This window comes from Agarivorans sp. QJM3NY_29 (assembly GCF_050870835.2).
Taxonomy (GTDB): domain Bacteria; phylum Pseudomonadota; class Gammaproteobacteria; order Enterobacterales; family Celerinatantimonadaceae; genus Agarivorans.
Genome location: NZ_CP194036.2, coordinates 858193 through 878498 on the forward strand (window position 1 = coordinate 858193; position 20306 = coordinate 878498).

The window sequence follows — 20306 nt, forward strand, 5'->3', positions numbered from 1 at the left end:
CACATATGGGTGCTCCGTTGGGACTAACGTTATCGCAATAACTATTATCGCACAACTATTATTTTATTTGATTTGATATATTTTTTCTAAGAAGGATGATTTTATCTTTTAAATCAATGAGTTCTTCCGATTCCAGACCACAAGCATCAGCAATACATGTGTTGATATTTCGAGCATCTTTCTCTAAAGAACGTCCCTTTAACGTTAATCGGACACTTAACGATCGTTCATCATGAGGCAATCTAACTCGCTGTACTAGGCCATCCGTTTCCATTCGCTTTATCACTGGTGTTAAAGCTCCTGACTTTTGGCCTAACTTTGAACCAATATCTTTAAGGCCAATACCGTCTTCTTCCCACAATGTAAGCAAAATCAGATACTGAGTATATGTCAGCCCCAAAGGTTCCAGCATTGGTTTGTAAAGTTGTGTCATTGCGAGTGAAGCGGAGTAAAGTGCGAAACACACTTGATTGTCCAGCGATAGCTGATTATCAGGCATATTGTTCTTCTTAATCTAAAGTCGTTGTGAGGGTATTCTCTCCTCAAGCCTTCGCAGTTTCAATACAGTCTTGGATGAATAACCATTACGACTATTCTTATCGGGCTTTTCAGCGTGTTTCTGATAACCGAGGTGGTCATCAAGCTCAGCATTTAACGCTGTCTCAACAGTCACCTTGGTTAACATTTTACGAAAGTCATCTAGATCTGAAGGGGTCTTGATTGACTTAGCGGCTTCACGAGCAAATGCTTCGAGAGCTTTCTTATCCATGTTGCTTATCCTTAGCCTGTTCAGGGCTAATTATAAGCAATTACACAATTTAATTTACAGGCTCGTGGGGCACAGTTGGTCGAGTGATTGGCAAAGCGTGATAAGAATGCTGATAACAGTCTAAACTATCAATGTTTATGTTTTTTTATCATGGATGTCCACTTTAACTCTGGTTACTGAGAATGACACCAGTTTTATCAGTGATTCAGTCAAAAGCCTTACTAATAATTCTGCTTTTACTAAAGCTCCACTTGAGGTGTTTGACGCCTGTCGCTTCAAATCAGACGTCTTGGCTAGTGGCCAGCTAGCTAAAGATGTAGAAACAAACCAAGTTATGTTGAAGTTAGTTACGAACTAGTTGGCTTATCTTCTCAATACTACATATCTTAAAGATATTCTAGATTGTTCAATAGCTTGAGTTGATTTAGTATTCATCTAATCAATAACTTTTTTGCAATGGGTATTGGATGAATACGGAAGATAAGGAAATCACAAAGAGCAATAACCGCTTATTGGCGTTTATCTCTTCAAATCGTATCATCAGTCTAATGACTGTATCTGTTCCAGCTCTTTATCTGCTTGGCTACTTCCATACCTATGGTTATCAAATTGGTTTTGGTATGAGCGGTGAGTTTTTTCCAAAATCAATTCAAGAACATTTAGTTGGCAGCTTCATAGTTATCTTTTTAGTGGTAGTAGATCTTTGGGTATATCTACGAACTCACTTTTATGTACTTTTGTTGTTTTTTGCAGTTGTGTTTGTATTTTCATTTGTAGCCATCTATTTCTTACGAAACCCAGTTAAGTTCAAGTTTGATGCTGAATCCAGAGGGGGGGATGTCCCCGAGCGATTGTATTTTTATGTATATGGCCCATTAAAAATCTCAGTGCTGATGCTGGCTACGCCATATATCGTATTATGTATTCTTATTTCAATTGTTGCTTTACCTTGGTTTAGTTACAACCAAGGTAAAGATTTGGCACTTGGTAGTATTGAGCATTTCGAGGGCTGTGAGCTAGCAGAGCTAAGCCGTGACAAGTCGTGCATCTTTTTAAGCAAGCAAACTGGTGATATTGCAAATGGTATGTTTGTGGCTCGTTCTGAGTCTCACATAGCAATTTGGAATGGCGCATTTACGGAAGTTTTCCCCACTGCTGGACTCAAGTACGAGTTTCGCTTCGGAACTAAAGCGGATGATGAAACCCAATAAAAGGAGTTGTTTTGGAAAAATTTATATCGTTATCTGAAGTTGGTAATCATTCCAAGTTAACGGAAACGGAAGTTGTCCGAAGCGCCAACTTAGCAGAGCACTCGTGTCATCAAGTAATTTGGTGTCTGTTGGCTACGATGTAGACAGCATGACGTTAGAAGTCGAATTCCACAATGGAGTCTATCAATACTTTGATGTACCACAGTATATCTATGATGAGTTAATGAGTGCTTCATCTGCTGGTTCTTATCTGCACCATAACATAAAAAATACGTATAGCTGTACTCAGATATAAAAGTCGGTATCAATTTTATATCTGAGATAAATACCATTCAATTAACGTTAACGGATGAAGGGAAGCTTATGAATTTAGAGCCTTTTATTTATTAATCTGTTGTTGGATTAAATTAAATACATAGCACTAATAATTAGTTTTCAAGGTCAAGGATGAACTTTGTCCTAAATGTGAGGCAGAGAGTAGAGCGACTGGCAAAACGTGGTAAGAATGCAGGAAATGCGTTTATTGGCTGTTCAGCTTATCCCAGTTGTAAATTTACTCAGTCTTCTTAAAAACAATAGGGGAATAACAGTTTATTGCCTGAAATCTGCTACATATTTGCTACACAGAGAGAAAAAATAGAAAAGGCGTAGAAGTGATTAACTTCTACGCCTTTGTATATGGTGGCCCTTCACAGACTTGAACTGTGGACCTAACGATTATGAGTCGTGTGCTCTAACCAACTGAGCTAAAGGGCCGAATTTGTGGTGCTAAGCGCTTGGCTTTAGCAACGAGGCTGGATTATAAAAAATAGTCTCAGCCTTGTCTATGCGTTTGAATCTAAGCGCCTATTTATTCGCCGTTTAGCGGTCTATTCGTCTAAGAAACTGCGAAGTTGCTCAGAACGAGAAGGGTGACGAAGCTTACGTAAAGCTTTCGCTTCAATCTGACGAATACGTTCACGTGTAACGTCAAACTGTTTGCCCACTTCTTCAAGCGTATGGTCGGTGTTCATGCCAATACCAAAGCGCATCCGCAGTACTTTTGCTTCACGCGGGGTGAGGCCTGCCAGTACTTCTTGAGTGGCAAACTTGAGGTTTTCACCGGTCGCTGCATCAACAGGCATCGACAGAGTGGTGTCCTCAATAAAGTCACCTAAGTGCGAATCTTCATCATCACCAATCGGGGTTTCCATGGAGATCGGTTCTTTGGCAATTTTAAGCACCTTACGGATCTTATCTTCAGGCATTAACATCCGTTCTGCCAATTCTTCTGGCGTGGGTTCGCGGCCCATTTCCTGAAGCATTTGACGGCTAATACGGTTGAGTTTGTTAATGGTTTCGATCATATGAACCGGGATACGAATAGTACGCGCCTGATCGGCAATAGAACGAGTAATTGCCTGACGGATCCACCAGGTGGCGTAAGTCGAGAATTTGTAACCACGACGGTATTCAAATTTGTCCACCGCTTTCATCAAGCCGATGTTACCTTCTTGAATCAAGTCGAGGAATTGCAAACCACGGTTGGTGTATTTCTTCGCAATAGAGATTACCAAACGTAAGTTGGCTTCAACCATTTCTTTCTTGGCGCGGCGAGCTTTCGCTTCACCAATGCTCATACGACGGTTAATGTCTTTGATGTTGTTAATGGATAGGCCGGTTTCTTGTTCAACTGATTTTAGCTTGAAGATACAACGGCGAACTTCTTCGTCGACTTCCATTAACGCTGGGGCATAGTCTTTGGCAGAGGTTTTATGCTCGTTAAACCATACGTCACTGGTTTCATCTTTTGAGAAGGCTTTAACGAAGGCTTGCTTCGGCATTTTACCTTGTTCTACACAAAGTTTAAGAACCAGACGTTCTTGGGTGCGAACACGCTCCATCATCCGGCGCATACTGGCAACCAGTTTGTCGAACAATTTTGGCACTAAACGGAAAGTGTGGAAGATTTCGCTAAGTTCAAAAATCTCGGCTTTCGCTTGTTTAGAAGTCCGGCCATGTTTGGCAATCATTGCGTGAGTTTTGTCATATTGAGCACGCAAGGTTTCGAAACGTTCTTTGACGAGTTCAGGATCTAGGCCTGTGTCTTCTTCTTCTTCGTCTTCGTCGTCTTCATCTTCGTCTTCAAGATCTTTTTCTTCAAGCTCTGAGCCAATGTGAGTCGCGGTGGGCGCGGCTTCGGCGACTTCGTTTTCGTCGATGAAGCTATTGACGATGTCACTGACTTTAAGCTCTTCTGCCTGATACTTATCGTACATATCGAGCAAGATAGAGATGGTTTCTGGGTATTCAGAAACGCTACGCTGAACTTCGTTAATGCCTTCTTCGATACGTTTCGCAATATCGATTTCGCCTTCACGAGTTAGCAATTCAACAGTACCCATTTCACGCATATACATACGTACAGGGTCAGTCGTTCGGCCTAATTCTGATTCTACCGTGGCGAGCGCTTGAGCCGCAGCTTCTGCTGCGTCTTCGTCGGTCGTGTTTTCCGCCAACAATAAGTCATCGGCATCAGGTGCGTTTTCATGTACCTGAATACCCATGTCGTTGATCATTTGAATGATATCTTCAACTTGATCGGAATCTACGATATCAGCAGGTAAATGGTCATTTACTTCTGCATAAGTTAGGTAGCCTTGCTCTTTACCTTTTGCGAGAAGGAGTTTGAGTTGAGACTGTGGGGTTTGTTCCATAGATGTCATCCGAAGTAGATTAAGCTAGCAAAACCATAAACGTAAGCGCTGCAAGCGCAAACGAAGAATTATATCAAGTATGGGTGAAAATTTCTATATTAAAGGCATTTATATAGTATCTTTTTGTTTATTACTTAAACAGCCGAGTTAAGGCTTTAATTCAACAACTAATTGTAGCATTTCTCGCTTCTCCTCTACGCTAAGTGTGCCGTTCAGCGATTTGATATTGAGTTGGTCGTAACGTTGTAGCAACAGTTGTTCGATGAAGCTGGCGATTATATCTTGTAGCTCATCGGGGTAACCTGATTCGTCAATTTCCAAGTTATAGCTGGCCAAAGCGTTAAGGTGTTTTTGCTCTGGTAAATCTCGCCAGCGTTCTAAGAGCTGCGCGGTGGTAATATCTGGTTTTTGATGGATCTCGGTAATCAGCCGCTGTAGCAAGGCCATTCCTTTAATATTGACCTGGCTCAGTTGTGGGCTTGGCGGTAAGTCATTGGCAATAGTTGGCCGCTGCAAGAGCATTGCTATGGCTTTACGCATTGGTGTTAAGCTAAGTGCTTTTTGTGCATTGGGTCGGCTGCGTTCCGCTTGTTTTAACTGTGCTAGTTCTTTTTCTAGCTGGCTACGTAGCATTCGGTTTTGGGTGGCCAGCTCGGTGAGTAAAGTTTCTTTGTAAAAACTGGCGTTCACCTGAGAGATTAACTGATAAGCTTTCGACGCGAGGTGGCTTTTTCCGGCATCAGTGCTGATGTCGATGTCTTGGCCGAGGCGTTCAAATAAGAAACGCGACAGCGGCATCGCATCGTTCATCCGTTGTTCAAAGCCATCTTTACCTTCTTGGCGAACCAGCGTGTCGGGATCTTCACCATCGGGTAAGAACATAAACTTAAGTTCTACATTGTCGCGTAGGTGGGGTAAGGCGTTTTCTAAGGCTCGCCATGCAGCATCTCGTCCGGCCCGGTCACCATCATAACAACAAATAATTTTTTCGCTGGCTCTGAACAGCATCTGTAAATGCTCTGGGGTGGTAGAGGTTCCCAGTGACGCGACCGCATAATCGACCCCAAATTGGGCGAGCGATACCACGTCCATATAGCCTTCCACTACTAAAATTTGTGGCACTTGTTTGTAGGCCTGCCGAACTTCATACAGACCATATAATTCGCGACCTTTATGAAAAATTCTGGTTTCTGGTGAGTTAAGGTATTTGGGGGTCCCATCTCCCAAAACTCGACCACCAAAGCCAATATAACGGCCGCGTTTATCACGAATTGGAAACATGATCCGATCACGAAAACGGTCATAGCGACGACCTTTTTCATTCTCGATAGAAAGACCCGCATCCACCAATTGCTGACTGGCTTGTGCCGAGCCGCCGAGGGTTTTACCTAATGCATCCCATTCATCTGATGCGTAGCCAACGGCGAAACGTTGCACCACTTCACCACTTAAGCCGCGGCCTTTTAAGTAGTCGATGACTTGTTGTTTATTTGGATGCACTCGTAATTGTTGTTGGAAGAAGCGACAGGCTTGCGCGGTTAGTTCGTATAAATCTTTACTTTGCTGGCGTTGCTGTTGGCTTTTGGCTGGGTCAAATTTACTATCGTTGCTGTTTTCTCGCTGAACTTCTACGCCCATTTGGCTGGCGAGATCTTCCACTGCGTCAACAAACTCAAGTTTGTCGTATTCCATCAGGAAACTAATGGCGTTGCCATGGGCGCCACAACCAAAGCAGTGATAAAACTGTTTGTCTTGGCTGACCGTAAAAGAGGGCGATTTTTCGTTATGAAAGGGGCAGCAAGCGGAATAGTTTTTACCGGCTTTTTTTAAACGCACACGCTGATCGATTAGGCTAACAATATCGGTGCGAGCCAATAAGTCATCAATAAATTGTTGCGCTATTCTTCCAGCCATTTAGCCTCGTCTTCGGTTTTTAGAAAACAAACAAGCCGTGAACTCATGGAGTACACGGCTTGCTCGAGTAATTTAAGAGATGGGCTTAGGCGAGTTTACTGCGGACGGCGGCACTAATCGCGCCCATGTCTGCCTTACCTTGCACCTGAGGTTTTAAGATCCCCATCACTTTACCCATATCTTGCATTCCAGCCGCGCCCGACTTAGCGATTGCATCATCAATCAATGAGGCAATTTCTTCTGGACTAAGCGCTTGAGGAAGGAACGTTTCCAAGATAGCAATCTCAGCGAGTTCTTTGTCGGCCAAATCTTGACGAGCAGCGGCTGAAAACTGTTCAGCAGCATCTTTACGCTGTTTTACCTGTTTTACGAGGATGCTCAATACTTGATCGTCCTCTAGGGTAATGCGTTCGTCAATTTCTACCTGTTTAACTGCCGCAAGCAACATACGAAGTGTGCCAAGACGTAATTTGTCTTTGGCTCGCATGGCTGCTTTTTGTTCTTCTTGTAGCGTCGCTTTTAATGACATAGGTTATTAACTGCGCTTAGTACAAGCGAACGCGACGTGCGTTTTCACGTGCTAATTTCTTAGCGTGACGTTTAACAGCAGACGCTTTAGCACGTTTACGAGTTGTAGTTGGTTTTTCATAAAACTCGCGACGGCGAACTTCAGAAAGAATACCTGCTTTCTCGCAAGAGCGCTTGAAACGACGTAGAGCTACGTCAAATGGTTCGTTTTCACGTACTTTAACGATTGGCATATGCCTATCACCTTCCGGTTTATTAACGGCCGAACAAATATCAGCCTGAGTGTTTAAAAATGGTGCGGAATTTTAAGCCGAACTGAGGGGTAATGTAAAGCCTATTTGTAAGTCACTGGTGAAATTAGCGCTGAACAAGTAAGATAGCTGCGATTTTTGGCAGGCCTTTGGGCGAGATTATACGTTACTGACGCCAGTAACCAAGCAGGAAAAGCAACACTATGCGCGTATTAGGTATTGAAACTTCGTGTGATGAGACCGGCATTGCTATTTACGATGATCAGCAAGGCTTATTGGCCGATGTTTTATACAGTCAGGTAAAATTGCATGCCGATTACGGAGGGGTGGTGCCTGAGTTAGCTTCGCGCGACCATATTCGTAAGACTATTCCACTGATTAAAGAAGCGATGGCAGCAGCCAATTGTAGTGCCGATGATATTGACGCGGTAGCTTATACTGCTGGCCCCGGTTTGGTTGGCGCTTTGTTAGTGGGGTCACTCACCGCGCGTAGTATTGCGATGGCCTGGGATAAGCCGGCGGTGGCAGTGCATCATATGGAAGGTCATTTACTTGCGCCAATGCTGGAAGAAAATCCGCCTGAATTCCCGTTCTTAGCGCTATTAGTGTCGGGGGGGCATACATTGTTGGTGGAAGTCGATGGGATTGGTGAGTATCAAATTTTAGGCGAGTCTATTGATGATGCGGCGGGTGAAGCCTTCGATAAAACCGCTAAGTTACTGGGTCTTGATTATCCAGGCGGCCCAGCGTTGAGCCGCTTAGCGGAACAAGGCACTGCCGGGCGTTTTGTCTTTCCAAGACCGATGACTGACCGTCCCGGTTTAGATATGAGCTTCTCGGGATTAAAAACGTTCGCCAAAAATACCATCGATAGCGAGGGCAAAGATCCACAAACTCAGGCCGACATTGCTTTGGCTTTTCAACAAGCCGTGGTTGAGACTCTTATTATTAAGTGTCGTCGCGCCCTGAAACAAACTGGCTTAAAACGTTTAGTGATTGCCGGCGGTGTGAGCGCAAACAAAGCTTTACGCGAACAGCTCGGTGAATTATTGGTATCACGTGGTGGTCAGGTGTTTTATCCTCGCGCTGAATTTTGTACCGATAACGGTGCGATGATCGCTTATGCGGGGATGCAGCGTTTTAAAGCGGGCCAAACGCAAGGTTTATCGGTGAAAGCCATGCCGCGTTGGCCTTTAGACGAGTTGCCTGCAGCAAACCCCTTATAGATTATTGTGTTCGATGGGGTGGCTTTGATCGCCTCATTCCAGAACGAGCGCGGAGGCCATTTTGTGGCTTATATGGGCTTGCCGTTGTCAGTTGTTTTATTCGTTTGTTGGCGAACAAGCCTTGCGTTGTTTCGTCGATATCTTCTCTAGTGATGCAAAGGTGAGCGGCTTAGTCTTTTTTGATGACTTTGGTTTCGGTGTGGTTGCGTAAACGATGAATGTTGCCTTGATGACGAATAATAATCAGACAAGAGAGCATCGCGACGGGCAGTGTGTATTCAGGCTTGATAAGCCAAGTATAGAATGGTGCTAAACTCACCGAGATAATTGCGGCTAACGAAGAGTAACCTCTTAATTTTAGGATTATTAGCCAAGTGAGGATCAACAAGGCAGCGAGATCGAGACCAATTGGTAAAACGCCACCAAGGGCGGTCGCAACCCCTTTTCCGCCTTCAAAATGAAAGAAAATGGGATACATGTGTCCTAAGCAAGCCGCGATGCCGACAAAACCGAGTACCAGCGGGGAGAGACCCGCATAATAGCCTAACCATACTGGGACGGTGCCTTTTAGCAGATCGCAGACCAGTACCAATCCAGCGGGGATTTTCCCGCCTAAGCGATACACATTGGTGGCCCCAGGGTTATTAGAACCGTGATGGCGAGGATCGGGCAGACTAAAAATTCGACAAATTAATACAGCGCTGGATATAGAACCCAGTAAATACGCTGCTGTGATAAAAAATAAACCGATTAAACCCATTAGCTTAGAAGCATTCCACCAATTGCCATATTGCGGTATTATCGCGCTCTTTGAAACCCAAATGATACGCTGTTTTTTTAGCTAAGGCTAATTAGCACGTTTACAGCACAGCAGCATAAAATAATGGATAAAGTATTTATTAAACAGCTCACGGTATTGGCAACCATTGGTGCCTATGAGTGGGAAAAACAAATTAAACAGAAGTTACTGATTGATTTGGAAATGGCTTGGGATAACCGTCCTGCGGCGGCTGGTGATGACTTAAGCTTAGCCTTAGATTATGCATCGGTGAGTCAAGCTGTGAGCAATTTAGTGGGAGGCGAAGCCCACGAATTGGTGGAAACCGTCGCCGAAAAAGTAGCCGATTTGCTGATCCAGCAATATGCAGTGCCTTGGCTTAAAGTCACCATTAATAAGCCAGGTGCAGTGCCTTTTGCTAGTAGTGTCGGGGTGCAAATTGAGCGTAGCCGAGAAGGTTATGCTCAATAATGGCCAATATTTTTGTGGGGATAGGCAGTAATATTGAGCGTGAATATTATATTCGTGCAGGTGTACTTGCTCTAAAAGAGCGATTTGGTGAGTTGCAGTTAAGCCCGGTGTATGAAAGTGCAGCCCTTGGTTTCAATGGTCCGGCTTTTTATAATTTAGTGGCAAAATTTTCTAGTCCCTTGTCTTTACAGGCCGTATTTGAGGCAATAAAACGGATTGAGTTTGAACATGGTCGCGCCATGGATGCACAAAAGTACTCGTCACGAACCCTCGATATCGATATTCTGTTATATAACCAACTAGTGGTAGACACGCCTTGTAAACTACCCAGAGCCGAAATAACCAAGAGTGCTTTTGTATTAAAGCCTCTTGCGGATATTGCTGGTTCAATGCTGCACCCTACGGTAAACCAAACTTTCATACAACTATGGCAAGATTTTGATCATAGTCGTCAAGTGCTGACTCGAGTTGACACTTTAGACCTTTAGTTTTTAGATAAGGAAGCGTAAATGAGTCCCTTTGAAACCATTATGTTGGCGTTGATCCAGGGTTTAACAGAATTTTTACCGATTTCTAGCTCCGCTCATTTGATTTTGCCCTCACAAATTTTGGGCTGGGCCGATCAAGGCATCGCCTTCGATGTTGCGGTACATGTCGGCAGCTTGTTTGCAGTATTGGGTTACTTTCGTAAAGAAGTTTGGGCGATGTTAGGCGCCTGGCTGGCTTCTTTTACTGGTAAACGTAGCCCCGAAGCGATACTTGCTTGGTTAATTATTTTAGCGACTATTCCTGCGATTATTTTTGGCGGCCTGTTTAAGTCGCTGATTGAAGAGTATTCACGATCAGCTTACGTGATTGCCAGTACCACCCTGATTTTTGGCGCTTTGTTATGGTGGGCCGATTCGCAGGCGAAATTAATTAAAAATGAATACCATATCGGTTGGAAACAAGCCTTGTTTGTTGGTGTTGCTCAAGCCATTGCGATTATTCCTGGTACCTCACGTAGCGGCATTACCATCACTGCGGGTCTAATGTTAGGTCTAAGCCGTGAAGCCGCCGCTCGTTTTTCTTTTCTGATGTCGATCCCTGTCATTATTGGTGCTTGCACACTAATGGCAAAAGACATGGTCGAGACTCCTGTGGCGATTGATTGGTCGGCGATGTCGTTGGGGATTTTAGTGGCCTTTGTTAGCGCCTATTCATGTATTCACTTTTTCATTAAGTGGGTGAATCGGGTCGGCATGAAACCCTTCGTGATTTACCGGATGATACTTGGCGTGGGCTTGTTTGCTTTCTTGGCCTGGTCTTAGGTCGAAAAGCGCACGTTTTAGGGCAGTTGGACGTAGATTAATTCTCGTCTGATTGCGCTGCTCCGTCCAAGTACGCTTGTTTTTGTTGTTTAATCAGCGCAATTCGCTGTGTTTGTAATTGCTCGCGAATGGCAGCGCCCTGATAGCCAGCTTGAACGATGGCTTGTACGTCGACGCTGTTGGCGGTTTCGAGCTGATGTAACAGATAGTCGTAGGCTGGGTAAGGGTAGTTTTCAAAACCCAAACGACCTTTAATATCGGCGACTCCCGCTTCCAATATTTGTCGAAAGCGTTCTGGTTTGCGCCAAGCATCGCAGCGGTCAAATAATTTTAGCACTGTTTCTGGGCGTAACTCTAAAGCGCTGTGAATGGTGATGTGATATTCGGCCACCAGAAAAGCAAGGTCTCGGTAGTGATTGGGCACCTTGAGGCGTTGGCAAAACTGTTTAATTAGTTTTAGTCCTTTCGGCCCATGTCCTGGGTGAGAGGGTAGAGTTTCTGCTGGCGTGAGTGCTTTACCATAGTCGTGACATAAACAGGCAAAGCGTACTTCGTTGTGATATCCGAGTCGTGCACTCTGTTCGATAACCATGAGCGTATGAATGCCAGAGTCAATTTCTGGATGCCACTCGGGGCGAGCTGGTACGCCGAATAAAGCTGCCAGTTCTGGAAATAATAGGTTTAAGGCATCGGCTTGTTTTAAAACTTCGAAGAACACCTGAGGCGCTTCGCAGGCGAGGGCTTTTTCGAGCTCTTTCCAGATCCGCTCTGGGGTTAAACTGGATAACTCTCCGGAATGGGCTATTTCGCGCATTAGGGTCATGGTAGATTCTGCCACGCTAAACCCTAAGGGGTGTAAACGTGCGGCGAAGCGAGCGACCCGGAGTACCCGAAGTGGATCTTCAACAAAAGCTGGAGAAACATGACGCAATTGCTTTGCTTGCAGATCGGCCTGACCCCCATAGGGGTCGATGAGCTTGCCGTCTTCACTCATGGCGATGGCGTTAATGGTTAAATCACGACGTAATAAATCGTTTTCTAAACTGACGGTAGGGCTTGCATCGCAGCTAAAACCAGTATAACCCTTTCCTTGTTTGCGTTCGGTGCGTGCTAAGGCATATTCTTCACGGGAGTGCGGATGAATAAATACGGGGAAATCCTTGCCAACTTGGGTATAGCCGAGTTGAAGCATTAGGTCTGGAGAGGCACCGACAACCACATGGTCGCGGTCTTTCACCTTCAAGCCGAGTAGTTTATCTCTGACTGCTCCTCCTACCAAATAGGTTTCCACTTATCACTCCTTGTTATTCTCTATGCACAAACGGCTTGCGCGAGGGTATTATACACCTATCAACGCTCAATTGGGCTTGGATTGCCACCGAGTGAAAACATCGGTAGGCCATGGTCGGTGAAAGGATAGCGATTTAATGTACTTGGATTATTTTGGTTTAAAGGAGACTCCTTTTTCGATAGCGCCAAATCCTGAATTTTTATTTATGAGTGAACGGCATAAAGAGGCCTTAGCTCATCTGAGTTTTGGTTTAGGCGAAACGGGGGGGTTTGTGCTACTCACTGGTGAAGTTGGTACCGGTAAAACCACGGTGTCGCGTGCTTTACTAAAACAACTACCCGCAACAACCAAAGTTGCTTTTGTACTCAATCCCACACTCACAGAAATAGAGCTATTGGCCACGGTATGTGACGAGCTGAGCATCCCTTACGACAGCGATAAGATGAGTGTTAAACAGTTAGGAGACGCGATCCGTCAGCGTTTGTTAGAAAACCATGCTGCTGGTGGGAATACCATGCTGTTGATCGATGAAGCTCAGCATCTTTCGGTAGCGGTATTAGAACAGCTTCGTTTATTAACCAACTTTGAGACCGATACCCGTAAGTTATTGCGGGTGGTATTGATTGGTCAGCCGGAGTTACAGCAAAAATTAAAGCAGCCAATTTTACGCCAATTGGCGCAACGAATCACTGCTCGTTATCACTTGTTGCCATTAACGGTGAATGAAGTTAAAGCCTATATCATGCATCGTTTACAGGTGGCGGGTTGTGAGCGGCCTTTGTTTTCTGATGTTGTAGTGAAGCAGGTATTTAAGGCCGCAGAAGGGATCCCTCGGGTGATTAATTTGCTTTGTGATCGCGCGCTGTTGGCCGCCTATGCTGGCAATAAGCTACAGGTGGATAAAGCTGCTTTAAGGCAAGCGATTGAAGAAGTAGCCTTAAATGAACCGCCTCGACAGCTTAATCTTGCTTACTTGTTCAGTGGTGCGATGTTAGGTGTTGTATTGTTAGGGGCGGGTTATGTGTATCAACATTGGCCAATGCTTGGCTCTGTTATCGCGGACTCGCTTCCCCAACAACGGGCTCTTGTTGAACCGCAGTTGAGTGTGCCTGTCGCTGCTGTTGTGGCGCCCAGTGTCACTGCCGCGGAGCAACAAGCAGACGAATGGCAACAGCTACGCAGTAGTAGCCGTTTACCGCCACGTGCATGGCAGCTGCTATTACGCGCGTGGGGTTATGATGCACCTGCCTCTCAAGCCAGTTGTGACTTGATTACAAGCGTTGATTTATATTGTTTGTCTCTTAATGGCGGGGAGCAGATGTTACGTGAAGTTAATTTACCTGCGGTGTTAAAGCTAGAAGACCAAGGTGAACCTTTTTATGCTGTGCTGCGACATTGGGGGCCACAACTTGAATTATGGTTGGGAGAGCGTTCTATGATGGTGGATCAAGCTTGGTTGCAGCAACGCTGGAATGGTGAGTTTCAGGTCCTGTGGCAGCAACCGAAAGGCTTTGATGGAGTATTAAAGCTGGGCAGTCAGGGGGAAGCGGTGCATTGGTTAGAACAGAGCCTATCGCTAATTCAAGGTAAGCGGTCACGGCAGATCTTCAAATATGATCGCCAACTGAGTCAGCAAGTGAAACAATATCAGCGTCAGAATCATCTCACCGCGGATGGCATTGCCGGTGTATTTACACTGTTACATTTGAATCAACAGATATATGTTGATCAACCACGTTTGCAGGAGTTGAATTAGTGTCTAGTATCTTGGCGGCGCAACGCCGTAGTCAACAAGGCGCGATGGCGGCGTTAGTCCCAACGTCGCCCAACAATCGCTTATGGTTCGCACTATTTTGTGTCTTGTTGACGCTTGTTTTGCTGTTTGCTGGCTTGTGGTGGTGGCAAAAGCTACAAGTTGTTCCTCGGTCTGGCAGCGCTCCGCCTATCGTGGCGGATGTGGCAGCGCCAGCACCAGCACCAGTATTTGCGGAGCCACAGAAGCCTCGGCTGGCGCCTTTTGAATTAAATCCCTTGCCCGATTTCAAAGATTTAGAGCGAGTCGACTTATTGGCGATGCGTCAGGCGCAGTATGCCGACTTAATCGCTAACACTAGCAAACGGTTAATTGCTCAAGAAGATAAGGATTTTAAGCCGGTTGTTGAATCGTCGCCAACGGCTTCGACCGAGTATAAGCCCGCTCAGCCGACAAATTTGAAGTCTGATCTCAGTTTGGAACAGCGCTTTGCGCAAGCGGTTCAAGCGACAGAGTCCTTGAACTGGCAAGAGCAGCAGTCAACCGCGGTTTATGATGATGCGCCGCTACTGGCGGAACTGTCACCCGAGTTACAAGCCTTGGTGCCGGCGATTACTTTTAAATCTCATGTCTTTTCATCCGATCCGGCTCGGCGTCATGTGACCTTGAATGAGCAACAGTTGTTTGAAGGCGATTTACTGACCAATCGTATTGAGCTGGTTGCTATCCGCCTCAACGATATTGTACTGCGGGTGGCCGGAAATCTTTGCCGTTTAAAAGCCTTGGTCGACTGGGGATAAGTTTTGGTCGATGGTTTGCGGATAAACCTAAGTTTTCGGCGCTCATCGATAAACCGACGAGTTTAATTAGTGAAATAACAATGCACTGAGTTGTTTAAATCAAAAAGGGCGCTTTAAGCGCCCTTTTTAATGGTTAAACCTACATCCATTGTTGGTCTCGTTTTTTGCGACGAGGGATCATCGGCAATAATAAACCTAAAATTAGACCGATACCGGCAACGCCCGCGCCACGCATAAACCATTGCATCTGCACCGCTTCGTCAATGGCGTCAAGTTCAGCTTGAAGATTAATGTTTTGTTTGCTGATTTGACTGAGTTGCTCATTCAGTTGGTCGTTGGTTAACTGTAATTGCTCGATTTGTTGTTGCTGAGATTCGAGCTTGATAAGTTGTCCAGCAGAATTGCTTTCACTGCTTTCTAGCTGCTGCTTGAACTTGCTTTCGCTAAGTTTGAGCTGCGCTTTAATTTGTTCTAATTGGTATGCAAGACCAGGTTTCGAGTTTAGGTATTTGGAGTCAACCCAACCTTCACGACCATTGTCGAGGACGACTTTGGCGTATTTATGTTCTGCATCGTAGCCAATTTGGTTAATTTTAGTGCCGGCGTTTACGCTACCTAAAATTCGAAATTGATTGCTGGGCCCGGAATGCATGAAAATGAACAAGTCATCCGATATATAACGAGTTTGAGCGATGGCTGGCGAAGTGAGGGCGAGCAATAAAAAAGCTGCGGATAAGTTTCTGAGGATCACGGCATATCTCTTCGGATTTGATTGTATTCGCCGTTAGTGTACGAAACAACGTTGTCAGTCTCAACCAACAACGTTGTTATTGTGAGTAAAAGTTAGCTTGATTAAGGTTAATTAACCAAAAATACCCAATAAAATATAGTAGAACACGATGGACAACAAAGCGCCCGCTGGCAGGGTGATCACCCACGAGACGACAATGTTACGCACCACGCCTAAATTAAGTGCGGCAATACCACGCGCCATACCGACACCCAACACCGCGCCAACTAGTGTTTGTGTTGTTGAAATGGGCAAACCTGTACCCGAAGCAATCACCACGGTAGTCGCTGCTGCGAGTTCGGCAGCAAAACCACGACTTGGTGTGAGCTCGGTAATGCCCTTACCAATTGTCGCGATTACGCGGTGACCAAATAAGGCTAAACCAGCAACAATACCCAAGCCACCAAGCGGTAGGATCCACCAAGCGAGTGCCGCCTTGCCTGTGATTTCCCCGTTGTTGTGAACGACGCTCACCACTGCGGCCAATGGTCCAATTGCATTTGCCACATCATTTGAGCCATGGGCAAACGCCATGCAGCAAGCCGTGATAACCATTAGTACCGCAAATACCCTCTCTACGTTGGTGTAGTGCATTTGACGGTCGGCCTTCGGGTCGATTTTCAGACGAGTAATGATGTATTTACCGACGATTGCAACCACTAAACCAACGGCGATTGCCCAGAGGTAGCCTTCGGTCGAACTCATTTCCAAGCCGACGTGCTTTAATCCTTTCTTGATGGTCACTAAGGCCATCATAAACCCAGCTAAGAACATGTAGCCGGGCACGTAGCGTTTGGCTGCTGCCAGTGGGTTTTCATTCTCAAAGATGAGCTTTTGTGCGCTCATAAAAATGAAATAGGCGACTATGCCGGATATTGCAGGGGTAATAATCCAGCTGCCGACAATGCTGGATACTTTGCCCCATTCTACGGCCTCGGTACCTACGCCCACCGCGGCAAAACCAACGATTGCGCCAATGATAGAGTGGGTGGTAGAAACAGGCCATCCGTTATAGGAGGCGATTAATAGCCAGGTTCCTGCCGCCAATAACGCGGCAATCATGCCAAATACCAGTAACTCTGGTGTTTGGGTGAAAGCTCCTGAATCAATGATCCCTTTACGAACCGTGTTGGTGACCGCGCCGCCAGCCAAATAAGCACCGGCGAATTCGAAAATCATCGCGATGATGATTGCTTGCTTAATCGTGATAGCGTTAGAGCCGACCGATGTGCCCATGGCGTTGGCGACATCATTCGCGCCAATACCCCAAGCCATCACAAAGCCGAAGACAGCCGCGATGATAACCAGCGTGGTGCCGTAAGTTGCAAGAATTTCCATTGGAGTTACCTAAGTGATTTCTTATTTTTTAGCGATAGATCATCAGTTCTAAACGTGCGCCAACACGTTGTGCCTGATCGGCGAGTTCGCCAATGGCTTCAATGATGAAGTAGAGGAACATTGCGTCGATGGGATCGAGTTTTTTCTCTAATTTTTGTAGTTTTCTACGGATTTTGCGCTGTTGTCCGTCGGTTTCGTCTTCGATGAGATCGAGTTTCTCAACCATGTCTTTCACGACATTGACTTCACGGCCTTTAAAACCGGTTTCGAGTAAGTCTTCTAATTCATTAATCACCGCTTTAGCCATCGCGGTGGCATCTAAACAGCGTTGCAGATACTCCATGAACATTTCCGCCAGCTTCGGTGGTAACTCCATTTTTCGCCCAAGCATACGGCCTGAAATATCTTTTGCTTTGTTGGCTATTCTGTCCTGATGAGTCAACAGTTCGAGAACGTCGGAACGTTCAATTGGCATGAAAAGTCCACCGGTAAGATTTAATCGAATATCTCGTTTCATTCGATCCGCTTCTTTCTCTAATTCAGAGATGATTACGCGACGCTTAGCGGCAGTTTTCCAATCTTTTTTTAGTACAGCGTCGAAAAAAGGTACTAAACCTTCACAACACTCATGTACTACATTGATATGTTCTTGTAATGGTTTAATTGGCGATTTAGCAAACAAACCAAGAATTGTATTTCCAGACATAATCTCTGTTCCAATTAGCTATGCAAAGGATATATTTTTTGCGAGGCGCATGGTAACGTAGACTAGCTTAGTTGCAAGCTTTTATCTGCAATTTTAGTACGTTTTAATTGAGATAAATCAAAAAAATTTGTTCAAAATCCCAACAGGAGAGCCGGGCGCTGCGTCAGCAAGCATGGATAAACCATGAACAATGAAATTGAAATCAAGCTGTTAGCGGCACCTCATTGTGCCTCAGAGTTGTTCGAACGACTGTGTCATTATAGTGTGCTGCAAACGGAAATAAAGCCGCTAACCAGTATCTATTTTGATACTCCAGATCGCCAACTAATGCGTTGGGGCATGGGGCTCCGAATTCGCAGCGGTGATGGTGCAGATGTGCAAACCTTAAAAACCGATGGGGTGGTGGTTGGCGGTTTACATCAACGACCAGAGTATAATTCGCTGGTGCCGACTAAACAGCCGCAATTGGCGTTGTTTAATCAAATTGAATGGCCTCAAGGTGCAGATTTAGCACAAATAGAACAGCAGTTAGTCCCCTTATTTAGTACCGTTTTTGACCGGCAAACGTGGTTACTCGACTTGGCCAACGATACCTTAGTTGAGGTGGCCTTTGATCAAGGTTGGTTAATTGCTAATACCGAACGGGAAGCGATTTGCGAAATTGAATTGGAATTAGTCAAAGGTGATGTGACTCAGTTATTTGAATTGGCTAGTGATATCGCCGAGATTGACGGTTTACGTTTAGCTAATATAAGCAAAGCGAAGCGTGGTTATCGGTTAGCTGCGGGTCATCGCGAAACGCTTAAACATTTACTTCCGGTTAAGTTGAGTGATGCCCCCCACGGTGCCGAGTGTTTGACTCGTATCTTTTCTACGGCCTTAGGGCATTGGCAGTATCATGAACAGCTGTTTTTAGATAATCCCCAGCTTGAGGTCTTAGAACAGGTGTCGATGGGCGTCCAAATGTTGGTTCAGGCTTGTAAGATGTTTAGTGAGTTAGACTTGGTTGCTTGTTCTTGGTTGAGTGAGCTGCGTTGGTTACGCCAACAGTTTAGCTGGCTTAATCAGGCCCATAGTTTATCCCGACTGACCGCAGAACGCGGTGTTTTAATTAAAAAGCTGCCTCAGCAGCGCTCTCTATTAAAGTCCTTACAACAGCAACAAAATGCCTTACCCCAAGTGGAACAAATCCACCAGTTAATGCACAGCCCGCGCTATTGTCGTTTGATGTTAAAAATCACTCGCTGGTTGTATTTGGCAGAATGGCAAAATAGTCCAACGGTGCAAGCCTTAGATATTCGCCAAGTCGCTCAACAATTGTTAGCGACCAGTTGGACTCATTTGCGCAACTCTGATCTCGCATTACCTGAAGTGGATGCCGATGTGTACATTAAGCAAGCCACCAAATTAAGACGGAATTTGCTGGTGGGGATCTGTGTTGGGGAATTATTTGATGAGAGCGCTCGACAAGAATTTCGATTGCCATGGATGGATATTTTGTCGGGGATTGAAGAGTTGAGTTTGTATAAACCCTTGCGGGCCCTGTTTGATGATTTGGAGCCGGAGTTACAGCAAACGATCGAAAAATGGGTCAGCCGAAAAGAGCAATCGTTATTAGATGCTTTAACGTTCTCTCGCCAACAAGCCTTGCAACAAACGGTTTATTGGTAGTTTTGGTGAGTAGCTTTTTGTTTAGTAAGTTATTGATCAGTCTGTTTATACCCAGCACTTTGCTATGGCTATTATTGTTGTTGGCGGCGATCTGTTGGTTACTTGGCCGAGCTTACCTGGCGAAAAGTTTAGTTTTTATTTCCTTGTTGTTGGCGCTGGTTTTCAGTCTTGGTCCGTTGAGCGGTAAAATGCTACGGTTTTTTGAAACACAATATCCGGCGATGCATGTATTACCCGCCGATACGGACCTGATTGTGGTCTTGGGTTGTTTGCATTACGTGGATAAAACACAACCACTCTCTAGCCAAGTTTTACCCTGCGCTACGGTAAAGCTGGTGGAGGCTATTCGCTTATGGAGACAGCATCCAGAGAGTCAAATATTGCTCTCGGGCGGGGATGTAGAAGCCAGTGGCGTGGAGCATGCCGATATGTTGGCCAAATTGGCGATATCCTTAGGTGTCCCGGACTCACATCTGTTACGTAGCTACCATAACTTAAATACGGCAGCAGAAGCGCAAACGGCGGCAGGTAGCTATCGTGGAAAAAACATCGTACTGGTGACACAAGCTGCGCATATGCCAAGAGCGATGTGGTTATTTCAGCAGCAAGGGTTAAAAGTGACTGCCGCACCAAGTTATTATCAGGTGCGTAATTGGCAAGCGCCACTCAGTTGGCGAGCCTTTATCCCGAAGTTCAGTAATATTGCCAAGGCGGATACTGCAATTTATGAAGCGTTGGCGAATCTATGGTTGCGTGCTCGGGTCAGTTTGAGTTCTTCCGAATAAATTAAGCTTTGGACAGGA

20 protein-coding genes, 1 tRNA gene and 1 pseudogene are annotated in these 20306 nt (G+C 45.4%); 10 read left to right on the forward strand and 12 right to left on the reverse strand.

Going from position 1 to position 20306, the window contains the following annotated elements; translation table 11 throughout:
• Positions 1-58: 58 nt before the first annotated feature.
• Entirely contained in the window at positions 59-499 is a 441-nt protein-coding gene (locus ACRRS0_RS03860) for a MarR family winged helix-turn-helix transcriptional regulator (RefSeq protein WP_112404523.1), read from the reverse strand.
• A gap of 60 nt (positions 500-559) precedes the next feature.
• Positions 560-769 (reverse strand): annotated as a pseudogene (locus ACRRS0_RS03865) (transposase); the annotation flags it as partial.
• Between the two features lie 467 nt (positions 770-1236).
• Here ACRRS0_RS03865 and ACRRS0_RS03870 point away from each other — a divergent pair.
• Complete coding sequence (locus ACRRS0_RS03870; protein ID WP_432454537.1) at positions 1237-1980, forward strand: hypothetical protein; 744 nt, start codon at positions 1237-1239, stop codon at positions 1978-1980.
• A 148-nt stretch (positions 1981-2128) separates the two neighbouring features.
• Positions 2129-2275: a KTSC domain-containing protein gene (locus ACRRS0_RS03875; RefSeq protein ID WP_432454536.1), complete on the forward strand. Its 147-nt coding sequence runs from the start codon at positions 2129-2131 to the stop codon at positions 2273-2275.
• Positions 2276-2659: 384 nt separating this feature from the next.
• On the opposite strand, the gene ACRRS0_RS03880 is transcribed toward ACRRS0_RS03875, so the two are convergent.
• The 5 genes from ACRRS0_RS03880 to rpsU form a co-directional block, all read right to left on the reverse strand.
• Positions 2660-2736: transfer RNA gene (locus ACRRS0_RS03880), tRNA-Ile, on the reverse strand.
• 113 nt (positions 2737-2849) lie between these two features.
• Positions 2850-4676 (reverse strand): RNA polymerase sigma factor RpoD, encoded by a 1827-nt coding sequence (rpoD, locus tag ACRRS0_RS03885; RefSeq protein ID WP_432454535.1) that lies wholly within the window; start codon positions 4674-4676, stop codon positions 2850-2852.
• 147 nt (positions 4677-4823) lie between these two features.
• Positions 4824-6590 (reverse strand): DNA primase, encoded by a 1767-nt coding sequence (dnaG, locus tag ACRRS0_RS03890; RefSeq protein WP_432454534.1) that lies wholly within the window; start codon positions 6588-6590, stop codon positions 4824-4826.
• A gap of 85 nt (positions 6591-6675) precedes the next feature.
• Positions 6676-7119, reverse strand: coding sequence for a GatB/YqeY domain-containing protein (locus ACRRS0_RS03895; protein ID WP_432454533.1), 444 nt, complete (start codon positions 7117-7119; stop codon positions 6676-6678).
• 16 nt (positions 7120-7135) lie between these two features.
• The gene (gene rpsU / locus ACRRS0_RS03900) at positions 7136-7351 is read right to left on the reverse strand and encodes a 30S ribosomal protein S21 (protein ID WP_432454532.1); all 216 of its coding nucleotides are present in this window, start codon (positions 7349-7351) and stop codon (positions 7136-7138) included.
• A gap of 221 nt (positions 7352-7572) precedes the next feature.
• On the opposite strand from rpsU, the gene tsaD reads away from it, so the two are divergent.
• Positions 7573-8595 carry a tRNA (adenosine(37)-N6)-threonylcarbamoyltransferase complex transferase subunit TsaD gene (gene tsaD, locus ACRRS0_RS03905; RefSeq protein WP_432454531.1) on the forward strand — a complete coding sequence of 341 codons (1023 nt, stop codon included), beginning with the start codon at positions 7573-7575 and terminating at the stop codon, positions 8593-8595.
• Between the two features lie 169 nt (positions 8596-8764).
• Here the strand turns inward: tsaD and plsY are convergent, their stop codons facing one another.
• Positions 8765-9355 (reverse strand): glycerol-3-phosphate 1-O-acyltransferase PlsY, encoded by a 591-nt coding sequence (gene plsY, locus ACRRS0_RS03910; protein WP_432454530.1) that lies wholly within the window; start codon positions 9353-9355, stop codon positions 8765-8767.
• 123 nt (positions 9356-9478) lie between these two features.
• On the opposite strand from plsY, the gene folB reads away from it, so the two are divergent.
• Genes folB through ACRRS0_RS03925 form a run of 3 tightly spaced genes read left to right on the forward strand, consistent with a single transcriptional unit; the run spans position 9479 to position 11154 of the window.
• Positions 9479-9844, forward strand: a complete 366-nt coding sequence (gene folB, locus ACRRS0_RS03915; RefSeq protein ID WP_432454529.1) for a dihydroneopterin aldolase — start codon at positions 9479-9481, stop codon at positions 9842-9844.
• Entirely contained in the window at positions 9844-10332 is a 489-nt protein-coding gene (folK, locus tag ACRRS0_RS03920) for a 2-amino-4-hydroxy-6-hydroxymethyldihydropteridine diphosphokinase (protein WP_432454528.1), read from the forward strand. The genes folB and folK overlap by 1 nt, the downstream gene beginning before the upstream one ends.
• Positions 10333-10353: 21 nt before the next feature.
• Complete coding sequence (locus ACRRS0_RS03925; protein ID WP_432454527.1) at positions 10354-11154, forward strand: undecaprenyl-diphosphate phosphatase; 801 nt, start codon at positions 10354-10356, stop codon at positions 11152-11154.
• Positions 11155-11191: 37 nt separating this feature from the next.
• On the opposite strand, the gene ACRRS0_RS03930 is transcribed toward ACRRS0_RS03925, so the two are convergent.
• Complete coding sequence (locus tag ACRRS0_RS03930; RefSeq protein WP_432454526.1) at positions 11192-12445, reverse strand: multifunctional CCA addition/repair protein; 1254 nt, start codon at positions 12443-12445, stop codon at positions 11192-11194.
• A gap of 136 nt (positions 12446-12581) precedes the next feature.
• Between ACRRS0_RS03930 and ACRRS0_RS03935 the strand changes: the two genes are divergently transcribed.
• Both ACRRS0_RS03935 and ACRRS0_RS03940 read left to right on the forward strand, forming a co-directional pair.
• The gene (locus tag ACRRS0_RS03935; protein ID WP_432454525.1) at positions 12582-14201 is read left to right on the forward strand and encodes an AAA family ATPase; all 1620 of its coding nucleotides are present in this window, start codon (positions 12582-12584) and stop codon (positions 14199-14201) included.
• Entirely contained in the window at positions 14201-14998 is a 798-nt protein-coding gene (locus tag ACRRS0_RS03940; protein ID WP_432454524.1) for a general secretion pathway protein GspB, read from the forward strand. Before ACRRS0_RS03935 ends, ACRRS0_RS03940 begins: the two co-directional genes overlap by 1 nt.
• A 139-nt stretch (positions 14999-15137) precedes the next feature.
• Here ACRRS0_RS03940 and ACRRS0_RS03945 read toward each other — a convergent pair whose 3' ends face one another.
• The 3 genes from ACRRS0_RS03945 to ACRRS0_RS03955 all read right to left on the reverse strand — a co-directional run bounded on the left by ACRRS0_RS03945 (position 15138) and on the right by ACRRS0_RS03955 (position 17832).
• Positions 15138-15749, reverse strand: coding sequence for a TIGR04211 family SH3 domain-containing protein (locus ACRRS0_RS03945; protein WP_432454523.1), 612 nt, complete (start codon positions 15747-15749; stop codon positions 15138-15140).
• A 111-nt stretch (positions 15750-15860) separates the two neighbouring features.
• Positions 15861-17126, reverse strand: a complete 1266-nt coding sequence (locus tag ACRRS0_RS03950) for an inorganic phosphate transporter (RefSeq protein WP_432454522.1) — start codon at positions 17124-17126, stop codon at positions 15861-15863.
• A gap of 28 nt (positions 17127-17154) precedes the next feature.
• The gene (locus tag ACRRS0_RS03955) at positions 17155-17832 is read right to left on the reverse strand and encodes a TIGR00153 family protein (RefSeq protein ID WP_432454521.1); all 678 of its coding nucleotides are present in this window, start codon (positions 17830-17832) and stop codon (positions 17155-17157) included.
• Positions 17833-18015: 183 nt separating this feature from the next.
• Here ACRRS0_RS03955 and ACRRS0_RS03960 point away from each other — a divergent pair, with 183 nt between their 5' ends.
• On the forward strand, positions 18016-19503 hold the full coding sequence (locus ACRRS0_RS03960; protein ID WP_432454520.1) for a CYTH domain-containing protein: 1488 nt from the start codon (positions 18016-18018) through the stop codon (positions 19501-19503).
• A 5-nt stretch (positions 19504-19508) separates the two neighbouring features.
• Positions 19509-20288 carry a YdcF family protein gene (locus ACRRS0_RS03965; protein ID WP_432454519.1) on the forward strand — a complete coding sequence of 260 codons (780 nt, stop codon included), beginning with the start codon at positions 19509-19511 and terminating at the stop codon, positions 20286-20288.
• Positions 20289-20306: the final 18 nt, after the last annotated feature.

Coding starts and splice junctions, on each gene's coding strand:
- ACRRS0_RS03860 (WP_112404523.1), bottom strand. CDS start 499: ATGCCTGATAATCAGCTATCGCTGGACAATCAAGTGTGTTTCGCACTT.
- ACRRS0_RS03870 (WP_432454537.1), top strand. CDS start 1,237: ATGAATACGGAAGATAAGGAAATCACAAAGAGCAATAACCGCTTATTG.
- ACRRS0_RS03875 (WP_432454536.1), top strand. CDS start 2,129: ATGACGTTAGAAGTCGAATTCCACAATGGAGTCTATCAATACTTTGAT.
- rpoD (WP_432454535.1), bottom strand. CDS start 4,676: ATGGAACAAACCCCACAGTCTCAACTCAAACTCCTTCTCGCAAAAGGT.
- dnaG (WP_432454534.1), bottom strand. CDS start 6,590: ATGGCTGGAAGAATAGCGCAACAATTTATTGATGACTTATTGGCTCGC.
- ACRRS0_RS03895 (WP_432454533.1), bottom strand. CDS start 7,119: ATGTCATTAAAAGCGACGCTACAAGAAGAACAAAAAGCAGCCATGCGA.
- rpsU (WP_432454532.1), bottom strand. CDS start 7,351: ATGCCAATCGTTAAAGTACGTGAAAACGAACCATTTGACGTAGCTCTA.
- tsaD (WP_432454531.1), top strand. CDS start 7,573: ATGCGCGTATTAGGTATTGAAACTTCGTGTGATGAGACCGGCATTGCT.
- plsY (WP_432454530.1), bottom strand. CDS start 9,355: ATGGGTTTAATCGGTTTATTTTTTATCACAGCAGCGTATTTACTGGGT.
- folB (WP_432454529.1), top strand. CDS start 9,479: ATGGATAAAGTATTTATTAAACAGCTCACGGTATTGGCAACCATTGGT.
- folK (WP_432454528.1), top strand. CDS start 9,844: ATGGCCAATATTTTTGTGGGGATAGGCAGTAATATTGAGCGTGAATAT.
- ACRRS0_RS03925 (WP_432454527.1), top strand. CDS start 10,354: ATGAGTCCCTTTGAAACCATTATGTTGGCGTTGATCCAGGGTTTAACA.
- ACRRS0_RS03935 (WP_432454525.1), top strand. CDS start 12,582: ATGTACTTGGATTATTTTGGTTTAAAGGAGACTCCTTTTTCGATAGCG.
- ACRRS0_RS03950 (WP_432454522.1), bottom strand. CDS start 17,126: ATGGAAATTCTTGCAACTTACGGCACCACGCTGGTTATCATCGCGGCT.
- ACRRS0_RS03955 (WP_432454521.1), bottom strand. CDS start 17,832: ATGTCTGGAAATACAATTCTTGGTTTGTTTGCTAAATCGCCAATTAAA.
- ACRRS0_RS03960 (WP_432454520.1), top strand. CDS start 18,016: ATGAACAATGAAATTGAAATCAAGCTGTTAGCGGCACCTCATTGTGCC.